This window comes from Natrialba aegyptia DSM 13077 (assembly GCF_000337535.1).
GTDB classification, from domain to species: domain Archaea; phylum Halobacteriota; class Halobacteria; order Halobacteriales; family Natrialbaceae; genus Natrialba; species Natrialba aegyptia.
On the sequence record NZ_AOIP01000015.1, the window covers coordinates 140892 to 159240 of the forward strand.

11 protein-coding genes are annotated in these 18349 nt (G+C 64.5%); 4 read left to right on the plus strand and 7 right to left on the minus strand.

Annotated features, from left to right (window positions below; translation table 11 throughout):
* The first annotated feature begins 411 nt into the window (after positions 1-411).
* Positions 412-4971 (plus strand): glutamate synthase large subunit, encoded by a 4560-nt coding sequence (gene gltB, locus C480_RS04780; protein ID WP_049903231.1) that lies wholly within the window; start codon positions 412-414, stop codon positions 4969-4971.
* A gap of 47 nt (positions 4972-5018) precedes the next feature.
* Here gltB and C480_RS04785 read toward each other — a convergent pair whose 3' ends face one another.
* From C480_RS04785 to C480_RS04795, 3 genes are all read right to left on the minus strand, one after another.
* The gene (locus C480_RS04785) at positions 5019-5645 is read right to left on the minus strand and encodes a peroxidase-related enzyme (protein ID WP_006664490.1); all 627 of its coding nucleotides are present in this window, start codon (positions 5643-5645) and stop codon (positions 5019-5021) included.
* Between the two features lie 251 nt (positions 5646-5896).
* Positions 5897-6451 (minus strand): hypothetical protein, encoded by a 555-nt coding sequence (locus C480_RS04790; RefSeq protein ID WP_152424011.1) that lies wholly within the window; start codon positions 6449-6451, stop codon positions 5897-5899.
* A 180-nt stretch (positions 6452-6631) separates the two neighbouring features.
* Entirely contained in the window at positions 6632-7627 is a 996-nt protein-coding gene (locus C480_RS04795) for a hypothetical protein (RefSeq protein WP_241433782.1), read from the minus strand.
* Between the two features lie 329 nt (positions 7628-7956).
* On the opposite strand from C480_RS04795, the gene C480_RS04800 reads away from it, so the two are divergent.
* Both C480_RS04800 and C480_RS04805 read left to right on the plus strand, forming a co-directional pair.
* Positions 7957-8946, plus strand: coding sequence for an NAD-dependent epimerase/dehydratase family protein (locus tag C480_RS04800; RefSeq protein ID WP_006664493.1), 990 nt, complete (start codon positions 7957-7959; stop codon positions 8944-8946).
* A 160-nt stretch (positions 8947-9106) separates the two neighbouring features.
* Positions 9107-10168, plus strand: coding sequence for an NAD(P)-dependent glycerol-1-phosphate dehydrogenase (locus C480_RS04805; protein ID WP_006664494.1), 1062 nt, complete (start codon positions 9107-9109; stop codon positions 10166-10168).
* Between the two features lie 97 nt (positions 10169-10265).
* On the opposite strand, the gene C480_RS04810 is transcribed toward C480_RS04805, so the two are convergent.
* The 3 genes from C480_RS04810 to C480_RS04820 all read right to left on the minus strand — a co-directional run bounded on the left by C480_RS04810 (position 10266) and on the right by C480_RS04820 (position 14170).
* The gene (locus C480_RS04810) at positions 10266-11102 is read right to left on the minus strand and encodes an ABC transporter permease subunit (RefSeq protein ID WP_006664495.1); all 837 of its coding nucleotides are present in this window, start codon (positions 11100-11102) and stop codon (positions 10266-10268) included.
* Positions 11099-12085, minus strand: coding sequence for an ABC transporter ATP-binding protein (locus tag C480_RS04815; RefSeq protein WP_006664496.1), 987 nt, complete (start codon positions 12083-12085; stop codon positions 11099-11101). Before C480_RS04815 ends, C480_RS04810 begins: the two co-directional genes overlap by 4 nt.
* A 249-nt stretch (positions 12086-12334) precedes the next feature.
* Positions 12335-14170, minus strand: a complete 1836-nt coding sequence (locus C480_RS04820) for a S9 family peptidase (protein ID WP_006664497.1) — start codon at positions 14168-14170, stop codon at positions 12335-12337.
* A 296-nt stretch (positions 14171-14466) separates the two neighbouring features.
* Between C480_RS04820 and C480_RS04825 the strand changes: the two genes are divergently transcribed.
* Complete coding sequence (locus C480_RS04825) at positions 14467-15411, plus strand: hypothetical protein (RefSeq protein ID WP_006664498.1); 945 nt, start codon at positions 14467-14469, stop codon at positions 15409-15411.
* A gap of 109 nt (positions 15412-15520) precedes the next feature.
* Here the strand turns inward: C480_RS04825 and C480_RS04830 are convergent, their stop codons facing one another.
* Positions 15521-18328, minus strand: coding sequence for a S8 family serine peptidase (locus C480_RS04830; protein WP_049903234.1), 2808 nt, complete (start codon positions 18326-18328; stop codon positions 15521-15523).
* Positions 18329-18349 lie beyond the last annotated feature (21 nt).

The following is an 18349-nucleotide window of genomic DNA, read 5'->3' on the forward strand; positions in this document are numbered from 1 at the left end:
TCGTAGCTCGCGCTGCTCTCGCTCGTTTCCATCGCGATACGAGTTCAGAATCGCTCTCCGAAGCGCAGTTTGAGCCCTCGAACCCAGCGTTCCACCGAGCGTCGAGTGTCGAATTTCGGAACCTAATGGTTTAACCCAAGAGTGCTTACCGGTGGCGTGTGAACTCGTGAGTGTGGTGTTCACTCTGGTGGGTGAGCACTACGTGCCTCTGACACTTTTCCCGGGCTGAACGGTACAATCGCCTCCTTGCTGTCCAGGTTTTGTCCCGAATTCCAGAACGCACGGCCGGACGCGCGGACGAGCATCATCACGATCCCGCGAACAATACACCTTATACCGCATTATATGTGTTTATAATACACTTAGTCATTATGGATTACCCTCTTATAGGTCGTCTCGGTATGCAGTGGTATGCCACAGCCACACAGCGAAGCATCCGCCGAGCGTTCGCAGGGACTTTCAGACCCTGCTGACGCACGGTCGAACTGCGGTGTCGGCGTCGTCATGGACCTCGATGGGGGATCGAGCCACGACATCGTCGCCGACGGACTCGACCTTCTCGTCAATCTCGAACACCGCGGGACGACCGGCGCGGAACCCAACACCGGCGACGGTGCGGGGATCATGCTCCAGACACCACACGCTTTCTTCGACGGTGAACTCGACATCGATCTTCCTGCCCCGGGAGCCTACGCCGTCGGCTCGCTCTTCTTGCCGGCCGACGACGACGCCCGCGCCGCACTCGTCTCTCTGCTCGAAGATACCTTCGGAACCTACGACCTCGACGTGCTCGCGTGGCGCGACGTGCCGACGAACAACGCCGACCTCGGCGCGACGGCGCTCGAATCCGAGCCCGACGTCCGGCAGGTCGTCGTCGCTCCCGCAGACGACGTGACCGGCGACGAGTTCAACCGACGGCTCTACGTGGCTCGTCGCGCGCTCGAAAACGCGGTCACCGAGGCGGATATCGACGGCAAAGAGCGGTTTTACGTCTGTTCGCTCGACTCGCAGACGCTCGTCTACAAGGGCCTGCTCAAGGGCGAGCAGGTCGCTTCCTACTACCCCGATCTCACCGACGAACGCCTCGAATCGACGTTCGCGATGGTTCACGAGCGGTTCTCGACGAACACGCTCGGGGCCTGGCACCTCGCACACCCCTACCGGAACGTCATCCACAACGGCGAGTTCAACACGATCAAGGGGAACATCAACTGGATGCGCGCGCGGGAGACGGACCTCGAGAGCGACGTCCTCGACGATTTGGAGGCCGTCAAGCCGATCATCGACGACCCCGGCCAGTCCGACACGGCGAGCGTCGACAACGCGCTCGAACTCCTGTTGCAGGACGGGCGCGACCTGGCGCACGCCCTGCGGATGCTCGTCCCCGAGGCCTGGCGCGGGGACGACGCGATGGACGAGGACCGCAGGGACTGGTACGACTTCCACGCCTCGCTGGTCGAACCCTGGGACGGCCCCGCGCTCGTGGCCGCGACCGACGGCGACCGCGTCGGTGCGGTCCTCGACCGCAACGGCCTCCGTCCCTGCCGGTACGACGTGACGACGGACAACCGCCTCGTCATGGCGAGCGAGGCCGGTGCCCTCGACACCGATCCCGAGGAGATCGAAGAACGCGGCCGCCTCAAGCCGGGCCAACTCTTCCTCGCCGACCCGGACGAGGGACGGGTCATCCCCGACGAAGAGGTCTTCGACGACCTCACCGACGACCGCTACGGTGAGTGGGTCGATCGGGAGCAGGTTCACCTGCCCGAAATTCAGTCGACTGGCGACAACACGCCCCAACAGCCCGTCTCGAACCTGCGGGCCCAGCAGGCCGCCTTCGGCTACACTCACGACGAACTCGAGAACCTGCTCGAGCCGATGACTGCAAAAGGGAAAGACCCCGTCGGCTCGATGGGCGACGACACGCCGCTGTCCGTCCTCACCGAGTTCAACCGCCCGCTCTTTTCGTACTTCAAGCAGCTGTTCGCCCAGGTCACCAACCCGCCGCTCGATTACATCCGCGAGGAACTGGTGACGAGCCTCGAGAGTCGCCTGGGCTTCCAGCGCAACCTCCTCGACGAATCGCCCGCCCACGCCCGCCAACTCGTTCTCGACTCGCCCGTGCTGACCGACGCCGAACTCGGGGCGATTCGGGACTGCTCGACGAACGGCATTACCGCCGAAACGATCGACATCACCTACGAACCGACGAGCGACGAGTTCGGCTCGGACCTCGAAGCGGCGGTCGAACGCGTTCGCGAGGACGCCGTCGCGGCGATCGAGGCGGGCCACGACGTGCTCGTCCTCTCGGATCGCAACGTCGACGCCGAGCGCGTCGCGATTCCGAGCCTGCTCGCGACGGGCGGCGTCCACCACCACCTCGTTCGAAACGGGCTTCGCAACCACGTCGGCCTCGTCGTCGAGTCCGGCGAACCCCGCACCGTTCACCAACTCTCGACGCTCGTCGGCTACGGTGCCGGCGCGGTCAACCCGTACCTGGCCACCCAGACGATCGCCGATCTCACGGCCGGCCCGGACGGTGCGGACACCGAGGCCGCCATCGACGCCTACGTCGGCGCGCTCGAGAACGGCCTGCTGAAGGTCATGGCGAAGATGGGCATCTCGACCGTCGAGAGCTACCAGGGTGCCCAGATCTTCGAAGCCGTCGGCCTCGACTCCGACCTCGTCGACGAGTTCTTCGCGGGCACCGAGAACCGCACCGAGGGGATCGGCCTCGCGGAGATCGAAGCGGACCTCCGGGAGCGCCACGCGACCGCCTTCGGAGCGGACGACGAGACTGAACTCGACCGCCACGGCGAGTACGAACACCGCTCGGACGGCTTGACTCACCAGTGGAATCCGGAAACGGTCGGCACGCTCCAGCAGGCGGTTCGCTCGAACGACTACGAGCGGTATCAGGAGTTCGCCGAACTGATCAACGACCAGAACCAGAACCTCCAGACGCTTCGGGGCCTGCTCGAGTTCGATTCCGACCGCGAGCCGATCCCGATCGAGGAGGTCGAACCGGTGACGGACATCGTCGAGCGGTTCTCGACGGCCGCGATGAGCCTCGGCTCGCTCTCGCCGGAGGCCCACGAGAACAACTCGATCGCGATGAACCGGATCGGGGGCAAGAGCAACACGGGCGAGGGCGGCGAGCCGCCGGAGCGCTTCGACACCGAGCGCGAGTGCAACGTCAAGCAGGTCGCCTCGGGCCGCTTCGGCGTCACCTCGACGTACCTCTCCTCGGCCGACGAACTCCAGATCAAGATGGCCCAAGGGTCAAAGCCCGGCGAGGGCGGCCACCTCCCCGGCGAGAAGGTAAACGAGATGATCGCCCACGTCCGCAAGTCGACGCCGGGCGTCGGCCTCATCTCCCCGCCGCCGCTGCACGACATCTACTCCATCGAGGACCTGAAACAGCTGATCTTCGATCTGAAGGCGGCCAACGAGGAGGCGGACATCAACGTCAAACTCGTCTCCGAGGCCGGCATCGGCACGGTCGCCGCCGGCGTCGCGAAGGCAAACGCCGACGTGGTCCACATCTCGGGCCACTCCGGCGGCACGGGTGCCTCGCCGCGCACGTCGATCAAGAGCGCCGGCCTCCCGTGGGAACTCGGTCTCGCCGAGGCGAACCAGATGCTCCGTGCAACCGGCCTGCGCGACCGCATCCGCGTCTCCGCCGACGGCGGGATGAAGACCGGCCGCGACGTGGCCGTCGCCGCCCTGCTCGGTGCCGAGGAGTACGTCTTCGGTACCGCCTCGCTCGTCACCTCGGGCTGCGTGATGGCCCGACAGTGTCACAAAAACACCTGCCCGGTCGGCGTCGCCACCCAGCGCGAGGACCTGCGCAAGCGATTCCCCGGCGAACCCGAACACGTCATCAACTACATGACGTTCATCGCCCAGGAGCTGCGCGAGATCATGGCCGAACTCGGATTCGAGACCGTCGACGAGATGATCGGCCGGCCGGACGCGCTCGCCCAGCGCGACACCGTCGACCACCCGAAAGCCCGCTCGGTCGACCTCTCAGCAGTGCTAGCCGAACCCGACGGCGACGTCCGCCGGAAGGTCCGCGAGCAGGATCACGAACTCGATAGCCAGCTCGACTACGAGTTCATCGACGCCGCCGCGGACGCGCTCGATGGCGGTGAACCGGTCGCGCTCTCGGCGGACGTGACGAACGTTGATCGCGCGGTCGGGGCGATGCTCTCGAACCGGGTTACGAGCCGCTACGGCGAGGCTGGCCTGCCGGAGGATACGATCACGGTCGACCTCGAGGGGACCGCCGGCCAGAGCGTCGGTGCGTTCCTGGCGAGCGGAGTCTCGCTGCACCTGAGCGGCAGCGCGAACGACTACGTCGGCAAGGGCCTCTCCGGCGGCAAACTCACTGTTCGAACGCCCGACAGGGCGAGTTACGACCCGACCGAGAACATCGCGATCGGAAACGTCGCGCTCTACGGGGCGACCGACGGCCAGTGTTACATCAACGGCGTGGCGGGCGAGCGCTTCGCCGTCCGTAACTCCGGTGCCAAGGCCGTCGTCGAAGGCGTCGGCGATCACGGTTGCGAGTACATGACCGGTGGCGTCGTCGCCGTCCTCGGCGAAACCGGGACGAACTTCGCGGCCGGCATGTCAGGCGGCGTCGCCTACGTCTACGACCCCGACGGCGAGTTCGCCGACAGGGCGAACACGGGGATGGCGACGCTCCACGAAGACCTCGAAGAGGAAGACGAGGAGATGCTCCGCCGTCTCGTCGAAAACCACGTCGCCTACACGGGCTCCGACCGCGGCGCGAACCTGCTCGACGACTGGGAACGCGCCCTCGATGCGTTCGTGAAGGTCATGCCCGAGGCCTACCGCGAGGCCATCACCGAGCAGGGCTCGGACGACGTCCGCGGCGAACTGCCGGGAATGGCCGAGACCGAACTCGAAGCCGAATCGACCGGATTCGCCGCGAGCGACGACTAGCAGATCCCGCGCCGCACGACGAGTCTGCCGCCAGTTTGCCGCTCGGACTAGTCGCGACCGAGCGTGTGGAACTCGTCGTTCGGCCGCATCTCGGCGAACATTGCCATCCGGTTGCTCAGGTTGTAGAACCCCGTCACCGCGGCGATATCCCAGAGCGCCTCCTCGCTAAAGCCGGCATCGCGGAGTCGTTCGAGGTCGGCGCGTTCGACCTCGGTCGGGCGCTCGGTGAGCGTCACGGCGACGTCGAGCATCGTGCGGTGAGTCTCGTTGATATCCGCCGTTCGGTAGTTCGCGACGAGCTGGTCCGCCAGTTGTGGATCGTCGGCGTAGATGCGGACGAGTGCGCCGTGGGCGACGTTACAGTAATAGCAGTGGTTGACGCCGGAGACGGCGACGACGATCATTTCGATCTCCTCGCGCTCGAGCGCGGTGTCCTCGACGAGCGCGTCGTGGTACTGGAAGAACGCGCGGAAGTGCGAGGGTTTGTACGCGAACGCCGAGAAGACGTTCGGCGTGAACCCGGCCTCCTCGGTTTCGGCTTCGATTCGCTCTTGGAGGTCCTCCGGGAGATCCGCGAAGTCGGGAACGGGGAAGTTGGCCATCGCATCGTCCGCGAGCGTCGGTGTGACGTTCGTCGCCGAATCGGTGTCGTCAGTGTCGTCGGTGTCGGTCATACCCGCCAGTTCACACGTCGGGATAATAACTCACGGTCCCTGCTCGCTCGGCCGCACGCCGTCGTCGTTGGCTACTGTTACGGAGGATACCGCGACGGAAATCTGAACTCGCTCCTCGTGCGCTCGGTACGGCGTTTCGTGAAGAAAAACGGACCCTAGCAACGACCGATCCGGCTATCCGGATCGTCTCTCGTCGCGGTCTTCGTCCCGCTCGCCGACAGGGTCCCGTTCGTGGACGTGGCGTCGGTTGCTCATATCACTGGTTGCGTCTCGATCACCGCTCGCGCTTCTTCCGCGCTCCTCGTCGTTCCCGCGCGATTCCCGGTCCGACGTGTCGGTCCAGTGCCCTCGCTCCGATCGGTGCCCCGCCTGCCGGTACTGGAGCCCGCCGCCGGACCGATTCTGCGGCGCAGTTCCCGTCTCCGATCCCGAGCGATCGCCCTCGTCGAGCGAGCGCGCGTCTCGTCTCCTGGTTCGACGGTCACGTTGACTGCGCTGTGGATGTGGCCGCCGCTGCGGATCGGACGTTGCCGCCGGTTCGCGCCGAGATCGCCGTTCCGCCGGCGGTTCCCGGGACTGACGCTGTTCTCGGCGCTGTCCTTTCGCCTGTCTCTGTCCTCGGGTGCGTTCCTGACGCCCTTCCCGATCGCTCCCTCGCTCCGGCACTCGATCCGATTCCCGCTCCGACTCTCGATTCGGCAGTCGACGAGTTCGGCCTGGCTCCTGACTGTGCCGTTCCGCTCCTTGGTGCTGGCGCTCGTCGCCACCGCCCCGCGGCTCCGGCTCGGACTGCCGGCGCTCGTCACCTTTTCGCCGCGGTTCCGGCTCGGGCTGCCGCCGAGATGTCGACTCCCGGAACCCCTGGCTACGCTGGTGCCGGCCCGCCGTCGCCTGCCCTTGGCGGGGTCCCTGTTCCCTCCGGCGAGTATTCTGCGTGCGATTTCCCTGCAGTCTGTCGTCGGGGGCACCCGGCTGCTCTCGCCGCGTCATCGACCGGGTGCGCTCCCGTCGGTCCGGTTCCGGATTTGGGGGCTGTCGTCGGTGCTCCGGTGCCTGTTCCTGTGGCTGTGCACGATGCGATCGGCTCGACTCACCCGTACTGAACTCGGGTTGGGCTCGGTGGCTGCGACGCTGAGGGGGGTCATCGTGTCCGCCGACACGTCGCTGTTGCGGTTCGGGTTGGGGGTGGTGACTCCGCTGGTGCTGTGACTCGGGTTGTCGGCGCTGATCGCGCCGTTGGGAGTCCCGCCGATCGACCCCTCGCTCGCGGCGAACTCGTTCTCGACCGCCTTCGCGGGATCGGTTCGGCTGTCGGGCCTCACCGCCGTATTCGAGCGATCCTGCGTCTTGTACGTTCGTTTCGAACGGACTGTGCTGATCCGGCTGTCGAGATTGGCCGTGCTGGGCCGATCGGCCCGCCGGTTCCGGTCGACGACTCGGCTCGTTCTCGGGCATCCGCCGCTGTCGTTGTTGCTGCGACGGCTGTTGTCTGGTCTGGCGTCGTCCGCGTGAATTGTCTCGGTCCCACTGTTCCGACTGCCTCGAGTGCTGTGGTTGGTGAGCTGGCTGCTGGCGTGACTGCTGGGATCGCCGTTGCTGTGATCGCCGCCGAGGTTGCCGCTGCCGCGTGGTCTTTCGAGGGCGTTCCTGTCGTCGATCTTCTCGCCGGCCGCGGTCAGTCTCTCCTCGCCGATCGTGGCGCGCTTCACCGCCGTACTCGAGCGAATCTGCGTCGTGAATATCCGTTTCGAACCCACGTCGATGGTCGCTCCGGGTGCGAGAGCGGTTGCGGTCCGAATCCGACGACCGGCTTCTCCCCCGTTCGTACTGCCGAATATCGCCGCGAGGGCGTCGTTCTCCGAACTGTCCTCGGTCCCGTTGATCACGTCGGTTCGACGACTGATGTCGCTCGTCATCCTGGGGCCGCTGGCTCCGTTCTCCCCGCGATTGAAGGTCCCGTACCTGGCGTTGGTACTCCTCACGGGTCTCCTCGCGGGCTGGACGCTCGTCTCGGTCCGTGGTCGGTCGCTCCTGTTCGCGTTCGTTCGTCCGTCGGTGTCGGCGTTCGTTACGGTCGTCCATGGTTTATCGTGTGAAATGAGACTGAATTTCGGTCGTCCGCCACCGTGCGACGCATGTCCGCCGACTGCAGTCCGTCCGACGGCGGTGCTAGGCAGATCGTGCAGATAAATCCTGAGCGTGCGTAAGCGTGCATCTCACCTCTCGGCTCGATAACCCGCTAACGGCTCCCGCTCGAAGCCCAGACGGGCCGTTCCGCTATCGTTTTCCGCCATCCTCGAGTGGATCACGTATGGACAGCGCACTCGTCATCGGTGGGACGCGCTTTATCGGCCGACAGCTCGTATCCGACCTGCTCGACCACGGCTACGACGTGACGCTCCTCAATCGTGGCACGCACGAAAATCCCTTCGCCGACGAGGACCGCGTCGATCACATCGAAGGCGACCGGACGAACGACTCCGCGCTCGAGGCCGCGGCCATGACCGCCGATCCGGACGCCGTCTTCGACTGCGTCGCCTACCAGCCGAGAGACGTGCAGGCGGCGACGCGAATTTTCGCGGACTGTGGGGCCTACGTCTACATTTCGAGCGGTGCGGCCTACGGCCGCGAGGACATTCCCAAGCGAGAAGGCGAGACGCCGCTCGAGTCCTGCACGCCCGAGGAGGCGACCGACGACACCATGGAAACCTACGGCAAGCGCAAAGCGGAGGGTGATCGTGCGATCGCAGCCGCCGCCGAGCGCGGCGTAAACGCCATGTCCGTTCGGCCCTGCGTCGTGTACGGTCCACACGACTACACCGCACGCCTCGACTTCTGGATCGACCGCGTGAACCGCTTCGACCGCATTCTCATCCCGGGGGACGGCACCAACGTCTGGCACCGCGCCTACGTCGACGACGTTGCCAGCGCACTCCGACTCGTCGCCGAACGCGGCGCGGCCGGCGAGGCGTACAACGTCGGCGACCGCCGCCTCGTCACGATAGAAGAGATGATCGATCTGATCGCCGACGCGCTGGAGACGACCGTCGACGTCGTCCACGCCGGCCCGCGCGAACTCGCCGCCGCCGAGATCGAACTCGCCGACTATCCGCTCTATCGCGAGTACCCGCACATCCTCTCGACGGCGAAGCTCGCCGAACTCGGCTGGGAGTCGACACCCCTCGAAACGGCGATGGACCAGTCCGTCGAGGACCACCTCGCAAGCGACCGGACGGGACGCGAGAACGGGCCGGGCCGCGACGCCGAAGCGCGAGTTCTAGAAATTCTCGACACGGTCTGACACTGCCGAGTGCAGTACGGACAGCGAGACGGATCGGCGGGCGGTCGTGTCGGCTCGCAATTGTCGCGACTGTCGCGGATACCGAGGACGCCACGGATGCCACGGATGTCACGGATGTCAAGGAAAAACACGTATATCCCGCGGGTGAATCAGGGCAACTATGTTCGAGAAGTCGACGTGGATTCGCCTGCCGCGAAACGTCGTCGTCGGGCACGGCGTCCGGTCGTCGGTCGTCGAGGTCGTCGACGAACTCCACCTGCAGGGCAGACCGCTCCTCGTCACGAGTCCGACGCCGCGAGCGGTCGCGGCGGAACCGGTCGCCGCCGATTTCGAGGCCGCGGGGATCGATCCCGCGATCGTCACGATCGAGTCCGCGACGTTCGAATCCGTCGAAACCGTCATCGAGGCCGCCGAGGCCGAGGCCGCCTCCTATCTCATCGGCGTCGGTGGCGGCAAGGCGATCGATATCGCGAAGATGGCGAGCCACCACCTCGATATGGGATTTCTTTCGGTGCCGACGGCGGCGAGCCACGACGGGATCGTGAGCAATCGCGGCTCGGTCCCGGACGGCGATACGCGCCACAGCGTTGCGGCCGAACCGCCGCTGGCGGTCGTCGCCGACACCGAGGTCCTGGCCGAAGCCCCCTGGGAGCTAACGACCGCCGGTTGTGCCGACATCATCTCGAACTACACGGCGGTGATGGACTGGCGGCTCGCAAAGCGGCTCAAGAACGTCGAGTTCTCCGAGTACGGGGCCGCGCTCTCTGAGATGACCGCGGAAATCCTCGTGGACAACGCCGATCACGTCCGGCCCGGGCTCGAAGAATCTGCCTGGGTCGTAACGAAGGCGCTCATGTCCTCCGGTGTCGCGATGAGCATCGCCGGCTCCTCGCGGCCGGCGAGCGGGGCCGAACACCTCTTCTCGCACCAACTCGACCGACTGGCACCGGAGGCGGCGCTGCACGGCCACCAGGTCGGTGTCGGTTCGATCATGACCGCCTACCTGCACGGCGGCGAACGCGGCATCTGGCGGGACATCCGCGACGCCCTCGACAGCATCGACGCGCCGACGACCGCGACTGAACTCGGGCTCGACGACGAAACCGTGCTCGAGGCGCTGACGACGTGCCACGAGATTCGCGACCGCTATACGATCCTCGGGAACGGAATGGACGAGCGAGCGGCTCGCGAGGGGGCGACGAAAACGGGCGTTATCGACTGAAAACGAAGCGGGCCGTCCTACCCGAGATCGGCGCGTCGGAACCGCCAGATCNGGCGACGAAAACGGGCGTTATCGACTGAAAACGAAGCGGGCCGTCCTACCCGAGATCGGCGCGTCGGAACCGCCAGATCCCGAGCCCGAGCGGAACGACGACCCAGGCAACGAGGATCACGAGCATGAACCACTCCTGTAGGTAGAACACGTCGAACCCGGACCCAACCTGTCCGGGAAACTGTTCAGCCGGGAACGCAAGCTCCAATGCGTTGAGATAGGCACCCGTCGGGCTCAGACTGAAGATGAACTCGAGGTGAGAGTCGGCGTAGTTCAGCCCCAATTCCTCGAAGACGAACCGGGCCATGTACGCAGGTCCGATCGGCAGGAAATTCCAGATGATATTGAAGACGAAGAAGAAGCCGATCGCACCGCCCATCGCTCGCGAGCGGCTCGCGGTGGCCGCCGAAATCGCGACGGCGATGGAGACGTACGCGAGCGCATACAGGAGCGTAAGAGCGACGAAAACGGCGTAATCCCCGTACTCGACGCTCATCTCCGGAACGAGCGTCCATGCGGCGACGAGGCCGATTGCGAACGAGGCGAGCAACGCGCCGCTCACGACGCCGACCCGGGAGAGCAGTTTGCCGAGGACTACGTCCGTCCGCGAGACCGGTAAACTCAGCTGGTACCTGACACTCCCCGACTCCCGCTCGCCGGCGACCGAGAGGTACGCTGCGACGAGTGCGACGAGCGGGATGAGTAACACTCCGCCAATCGTCGCGAGACTGAGCATAATCCGGTAGAAACTCGGATTCATGCTGTTGCTCTGCCCCCAGTAAAACAGGAGCATAAACAGCACGTACAGCGCGACTGGAACCCAGATGAGTTTGGCGCGACGGACATCCAGGAGATCCCGTTTGGCGACCGAAATCGCGTTCATGCGGTCACCTCCTGCTTGCGCGTGTCGCCCTCGCCGGTCGAGCCGGTCGACTCGCGTGGTCCGCCGTGTGCAGTACCGCCGGTATACTGGTTGAACAACTCCTCGAGAGAGGTATCCGTCGAGTGGATATCCGTCACGGTCGTTCGCTGGTCGAGGGCGCGAGCCACGTCGATTTTCACGCTTGGGTCGGCGCAGACGGCCGTCACGACGCCATCTTCGACGGTCGTTTGTTGAACACCGTCGATGGCGTCGAGCGCGGGCATCTCAGGGTCCACCGAGGGTTCGGCTTCGAATTCGAGTTCGATTGTCGCTCCGCCGGTCGCCTCATCTCGCAGGCCGTCGATGCTGTCCAGGGCGACGAGTTCGCCCTCGTTCATGATTCCGACGCGATCGCAGACGGCTTCGACTTCCGAGAGGATGTGACTCGAGAAGAAGACGGCCGTCCCCGAGTCAGCCTCCGCGCGGAGCAGGTTCCGCATGTCCTGGATGCCGGTCGGATCCAGACCGGAGGACGGTTCGTCGAGGATCAGTAGCTCCGGATCGCCGACGAGCGCCATGCCGAGGCCGAGTCGCTGGCGCATCCCCTTCGAGAACCCGCCGGTCGGTCGGTCGGCGTCCTCGAGGATGCCAACGCGTTCGAGAATCGCATCAACGTCCGCATCCGCGCGTTTCGTTTCGGCGACCCACTCGACGTGTTCGCGGGCCGTGAGCCGCTCGTAGAGGGTTGCGCCCTCCGGAAGCACGCCGATGCGTTCGCGGATCGCTTCCGTCTCCGTCTGGGCGTCGTATCCGAGCACCGTCGCGGTTCCCGAGGAGGGGCGGACGAAGTCGAGGAGCATGTTGATCGTCGTCGACTTTCCGGCTCCGTTCGGACCGAGGAAGCCGAATATCTCCCCTTCGCCGACCGTTAGATCGAGGCCATCGACGGCGAGGACAGTTTCTCCGTATCGTTTCGTCAGGGCGGTCGTTTCGATAGCGGGCACAGTCGACCATTCAGCGAATATCTTGTAACTCTTTCTAAAAGATCCGCTATGTATCACGTTGTGCTGCTGGCGACAGATTGGCGTCGGATGACGGATGCCGCGCTTGTAGCGCTGGGAACCATGACGGTCCGAGAAGGACGAAGGCACGCCGACTACATCGGTCGTGAACACCAATCCGATGCGAGAGGGGGCCGCTGGGGCGTCTCCCATCCCCAACCGTCCGCCGTGGCTCTGCCACCGGTGTCTCGATCAGACGTGCTCGTCGAGGAACTCGGCGATGGCGGAGTAGGCTTCGATGCGGTTTTCGAGCTTCGAGAACCCGTGTCCCTCGTCGTCGAAGACGAGTTTTCGAACCGGGACGCCCTGTTCGCCGGCCCGATCCGCGATCTGTTCGGCCTCCCCGACCGGCACGCGCGGATCGTTCTCGCCGTGGAGGACGAACAGCGGGGCCGCGATATCCTCGATGTTGTTCGTCGGGGAAATCTCCGCCAAGAACTCGCGATCCTCGGCCAGGCTCCCGTACTCAGCCTCGCGGAGTTCGCGCCGCCAGTCGCCGGTGTTCTCGAGGAACGTCACGAAGTTGGCGATGCCGACGATATCGATGCCGGCGGCCCAGAGTTCGGGATACGTGGTCAGTGAAGCGAGAACCATGAAGCCGCCGTAGGAGCCGCCTTTCGCGACGATGCGGTCGGGATCGACGGCGGGATGGTCTTGCAGCCACTCGACGCAGGCCTTGATGTCGGCGACCGAGTCCATGCGGTTCTCGACGTCGTCGAGGGCCGCGTAGTCGGCCCCGTAGCCGGCCGAACCGCGGACGTTCGGCTCGAAGTAGGCGTAGCCCCGATCGAGGAAGTACTGCTTGACGCTCGAGAAGGAGGGGCGGCGCTGGCTCTCGGGGCCGCCGTGGATGTCGACGATAACGGGCGTTTCGCCGGCACCGTCGCTACTCTCTGCACTGGCGCTTCGATCGTCCGGAAGCGCGAAGAATCCCGGCACTTCGAGCCCGTCGAAACTCTCGACGTGAACCAGTTCGGACTCGTCGAACGTCTCGCGCGGAATGCCCGCCGTCGGTGCATCCGTCCAGCGCTCCGCGTTGCCGGACTCGACGTCGACGACGAAGACGTTCGTGTTGACCGTATCCCCGGTCGTCGACAGCGCGAACCGCTCCGCGTCCGGACCGAAGCTTACGCCGCCCGATACGCCGCCCGGCAGGTCGGGCACGGGGAACTCCTCGAACGCCGTCGGGTCGTCCGCGCTGAACTCGCCGACGGTGAGTTCGGTGTACCCCTCGACGTTCTGGGAGTACACGAACCGGCCGGTTTCGTCGTCCAGCGCGATGCCGTCGACGTTCCACTCGTCCGCGACGACGGTCTCGAGTTCACCCGAGGCGATGTCGAGGTAGGCAAGCGAGAGGGTATCGCCGTCGCCGCGGTCCGTGACGAGGTAGATCCCCTCTCCGTCGGGTGCCCAACTCGCACTTTGATAGCGAACGTCGCCCTCGTGTGGTGTGAGGTGCTCGAGCTCTTCGGTCTCGAGGTCGAGAACGTACAGGTCCTGGTCGAAGTTCGAGTAGGCCTGGGAGACGAGCAGTCGGGAGTCGTCCGGGCTCCAGCCGGCGAGCGAGAGCCAGCCGTCGCCCTCGTGGAGACGGGTTGCATCGTTTCCATGTTCGCCTCGGTGCTGGACGTACACGTCGAAGACGGCCTCGTCGCGGCGATTCGACGTGAACGCGAACCGCTCGCCGTCGTGGCTCCAGCCGCCCCAGCGGTGCTTGGCGTCGGGCATCGCCGTCAGGTTCTCGATTTCACCCGTCTCGGCGTCGAGTCGGAAGAGTTGGGCGCGCTCGTTCCCGCCCTCGTCCATTCCGAAGATCAGTTCCGGGCGCTCCGGGGACCACGAGGCAAACGTGACGCGCTCGTCGGCGAACGTCCGCTGCTGGGGCCACTCGCGCGGGCCGTCGAGCGTCCAGACCTGCGGGGTGCCGGTCGTGTCCATCAGAAACGAGAGTTCGTCGCCGTCGGGGCCGAACGAGACGCCGTACGCGCTGCGAATGTTGAGATAGCGATCGATGTCGTAGGCTGCCATAGCAGACGGTGCGTGTGGCGGGCCGGTAGTCGTTTGGGTTCCGGAGACGGGCCCCGACAGTAGCCGGTGACTACCGTCATTTCACAATTGAAACTGCCACGGCAGCTACCGTAACCACCGCAGTTTCCGCCGAAGCGAGCGGCTACCTCTGTTTGCGTTCAGTTTCAGCTGTGCTCGAATCGAGCGCTTGGCAGGTGCCGATACTGTAGCCTTGGCATACGCAGTAACAGTCCCCCGGTTCGGTGCCCACCGAATTGCTGTGCTTAACAAAGGCCACACGGGGGAAGCAACGACCAATGACTGGCGCGGACGAAACCGGCGAACCAACTACCGAGGGGAACGGTTCAGTTGGGATGCTCATGGTCACGATTCTGGTCGTTCTCGTCGCGTTCGGAATGACTGTCGCTGTCGTCGGTCCGGAACTAGGCGGTGAGCCCTCGACAGGAAGTGGATTCGGCGTCCTCGAGACGAACGGCGACGACAACGGGGCCAGCGATGCATCGACGAGCGATAGTGGATCGTCCACACCGAACTCGGGCGATCAGGAAGGAGGCGAAAACGGGTTCTCGATGGGGTCCGGTGAGGATGGAGATGACGAGGGTTCGGATGACGAAGATTCGGATGATGAAGACGCGGATGACGAGGATACAGAGGACGAGGCGGAAGGTGACGAAGATTCGGATAGCGAGGACGGGGATGAAAACGGAGAGAGCGACGACCAAGAGACCGGTGATGAAGACGAGACGGACGAAGAGGGGGACGAGGATGAAAGCGAGGAAGGCGGTGATGGCGGTGATGATGAAGATGCGGATGACGACAGCGATGGCGAAGATGAAGATGGAGATGGAGATGATGACGAGGAGGATGACGACAATGAGAATGACGAGGAGGATGACGGCGGCGAAAGTGGAGACGGCGGTGACGACGGTGAAAGTGACGCCGGATCGGACGAAACCGACGAGAGAAACCGTGACAGTGACGACGAACGTGAGGACGATGACGGCGAGAACGATGACGGTGACGACGGGGACACCGGCAACGAGGAGACCGACGACGAAACAGCGGGTGAGAGCGACAGCACCGACGCTGAAACGGACGGTGCAGACGAAACCGGCGAGACGGAGACACCCGGCAACTCACGATCTACTGAGGACAGTTTCACGGACCGACTCGACTCGGCTATCGAGGGCGCGATGAACGATCTTCGCAGAAACATCGCTGACGAGAACAGCGACGAATGAGACTGTTGAGCAACAGCCCGTGAATACCCGATCGTGGCTTTCGGGCCGTCGCCGCAGGGACAGCCATTCGCAGCCGATCAATTACTGAACCCGTTACTCGGTCCTTCCGCTATTCATCAGCGCTGGCGAAAGCTGGGGTGCTCGCTGGTCTCTGTCCCCCGATCCGTCGCGTATCCAACTCGAACTCGGGCGACTGCCAGGTTTCCCAGTGGTCCTCGTTTTCGGGCTCTCCGAGGGTGTGCAGGACTTCCACCTTGAGCGTGTACGTCCCCTTCGGAACCGGCCGCGTATTATCGCTTTCTCCGGCCTGCGTCAGTCCCATCCACGGGAACTCGTAGTACGTATCTGGACTCTCACTTCGCGAGAGGTACCGATCTTCCATCACGAGATACTCGTGCCCGCGCTTCTGATCAACCGCGTATATCCGCATCTCACGCGGGAAGTGCCCGAAGAACGCCTCGACGATCGGATAGTCACCGTCCGCAACGGTGAACTCGTGGCCCTCCCCGACCGGTTCGGTGATCGGATTCCCGTCTTCGTCTTCACCGACGATCGCCGACACCCGCGGTTCTCGCTCGACGAACTCGTCGACGCTCTCGTAGTATCCGAACAGCGGCAGGTCGTGATAGTCTCCATCGTAACCGGCGTACGGAACCCGAAGCGTCGCCGCGGTCTCGTCCGCCGGGTCAAACTCGATGTAGCCACCGTACTGGTGATTCGGAAGTCCAAGTGCGGGCGCAGTCAGGCGGACATCGACTTCCGCAGCGCCACCTGCAGGTACCGCGACAGTCTCCGGCGCTTCGAGCGTGCTTCCGGCTCCGTAAAACGACGGTGCGAACGTGTTACCCGCAGTACCGATCGTGCCGACGTGACCGATCGAATAGACGAGTTCCTCGTCACCATCGTTTCGAATCGTCACTGTGGCGTCGGTTCCGGACCCGTCACCAACGGCGATCTGTCCCGGAGACACCCGTTGGTTGGCTTCAATCACCTCGTCGATCTGAATCATCCCAGCACCTTGCCGGAAGCTATGATCCAGGCCGAGATCCGGCGCGAGCGACCACGGCGCGGGTTCGGCCGTATTCTGGAGCCGATCGCGTACCTCGACCGGATCGAGACCCGACTCGGATTCACACAACAGTGCGACTGCGCCAGCGACGTGTGGGGCACTCATCGACGTTCCCGATAACATCGCGTACCCGTCTAGCGCCAGTGGATACGTGGAGGTAATCAAGCCCCCCGGCGCCGTGACGCTCGGGCCGAACTCGAGTTCAACATCCTGTCCGTACGAACTGAAATCCGACAACAGGCCGCCGTTCGGATTCGGAACGGTCGCTGCGTCGCTTGTGAACTCGAGCGAGACGTCGGTCCCGTCTTCGAGGAGCGTCGCGAGCGATTGACCGTCGGTATCGCTGATCCCGGCACTCCAGACGCCGTCGACACCGGCGTCTTGGACCGTCCCCGAGAAGAGTCCCGAGACGTTATTGTAGATCACGACGCCCGTGGCACCGGCTTCGACGGCGTTCAGGTACTTCTGTGCGAACGAACAGTGGCCGCGCTCGATCAGGGCGACATGGCCCTCGGGGAACTCGTCGAAATCACTGCTATCGCAGCCGAAGTAACCGCTTTCACCCTCGAGTTCACTCGCACTGGGGAGTGCGAGTGGCGCAGATTCGCCCTCGGTTGGGGGCCGTTCTGCGCCGGTCATCTCGAGATACGGGACCGGCTCTGTACGGTGGTCGACGCCGAAAAGCTGCGCTTCGAGGTGCGTGTTCTCGGCACTAGCGACGCTAATGATATCGTGGCCGTTCGCCGGCGCGCTCATGCTCCAGGTGCCGAGTCCGCCATCGTTGCCGGCGGAGTTGACGACGACGACGCCCTGTGCGGCGAGTTCGTTACTCGCTGCTGTCGTCGGGTATTCCTGCCCCCACGCCAGCGTTGCCCCGAGTGACATGTTTATGATATCCATGCCGTCTTCGTAGGCGTCCTCGAGAGCCGCGACGATAATGTCGGCTGAACTCGAGCCGACGTCGAATATCTTGTACGCGCCGAGTGCCGTATCGGGGGCGACGCCGGAGACACCGTCTTCGGCTGCTGCATCTGCACCGACGATTCCGGCGACGTGGGTCCCGTGTCCCTGTCTGTCCATCGGGTCGGGGCTCGGGTTCGGCTCCGAGGTAGCAGGATCGCCAGTATCGAAGCCTTCGCCGACGTAGTCCCAGCCGTGGCTGATTCGGGGATGGTGTTCGCCGTCGGGGTCGGTGAGGGTCCGGTCGTGCTCGGCGACAGCAGTATACGTCTCGTTTTGGTTTCCACTGCCGCCGAGGTCCGGATGATTGTAATCGATGCCCGTGTCGACGACTGCAACGCGTTGACCGGCACCGGAGTATCCAAGTTCGGACTGGGCGGTCGCAGCACCGGTCATTTCGAGTGCGGTGTCGAGCGCTGGCGATGCGTCTTCGGGCTCGGGACGGTCGACGATCGCAACCGGATACACCGCGTTGACGCTCTCAAACGTGCTTACCGTGATGGCGGTCGCTAGATCGGCGTCGACTGATAAGCCGTTCCACAGCGTGGTGTAATCGAACTGCTCCGTAAACTGGGCCTCTTCTCGACGAGCCTGTGCGCGCAGATTCGCTCGTTCGGATGCGTGAGCGTGCACGTTGCCGCCGCGAGCAGTCGGCGGTGCGTCTAGCTCGACGAACCATCGATTTCGTGCCCACCGATCCGGGAGGTCATCGCGACTCTCCCACGGTGGGGAGCGTTCCGGATCGACCGACAGATCGTCTCTCGAGTTCGTGTCGGCGAGTGCCGTTCCCGAAAAGACCGCACCGAGGCCGACCACGCTGGCGAGTTTCAGCGTCGTTCGTCTGTCTATTCGATGCTCGTCCCCCACATGAGAGTTATCATCTACCATGATTTTTCGAGCGGCGGTAAC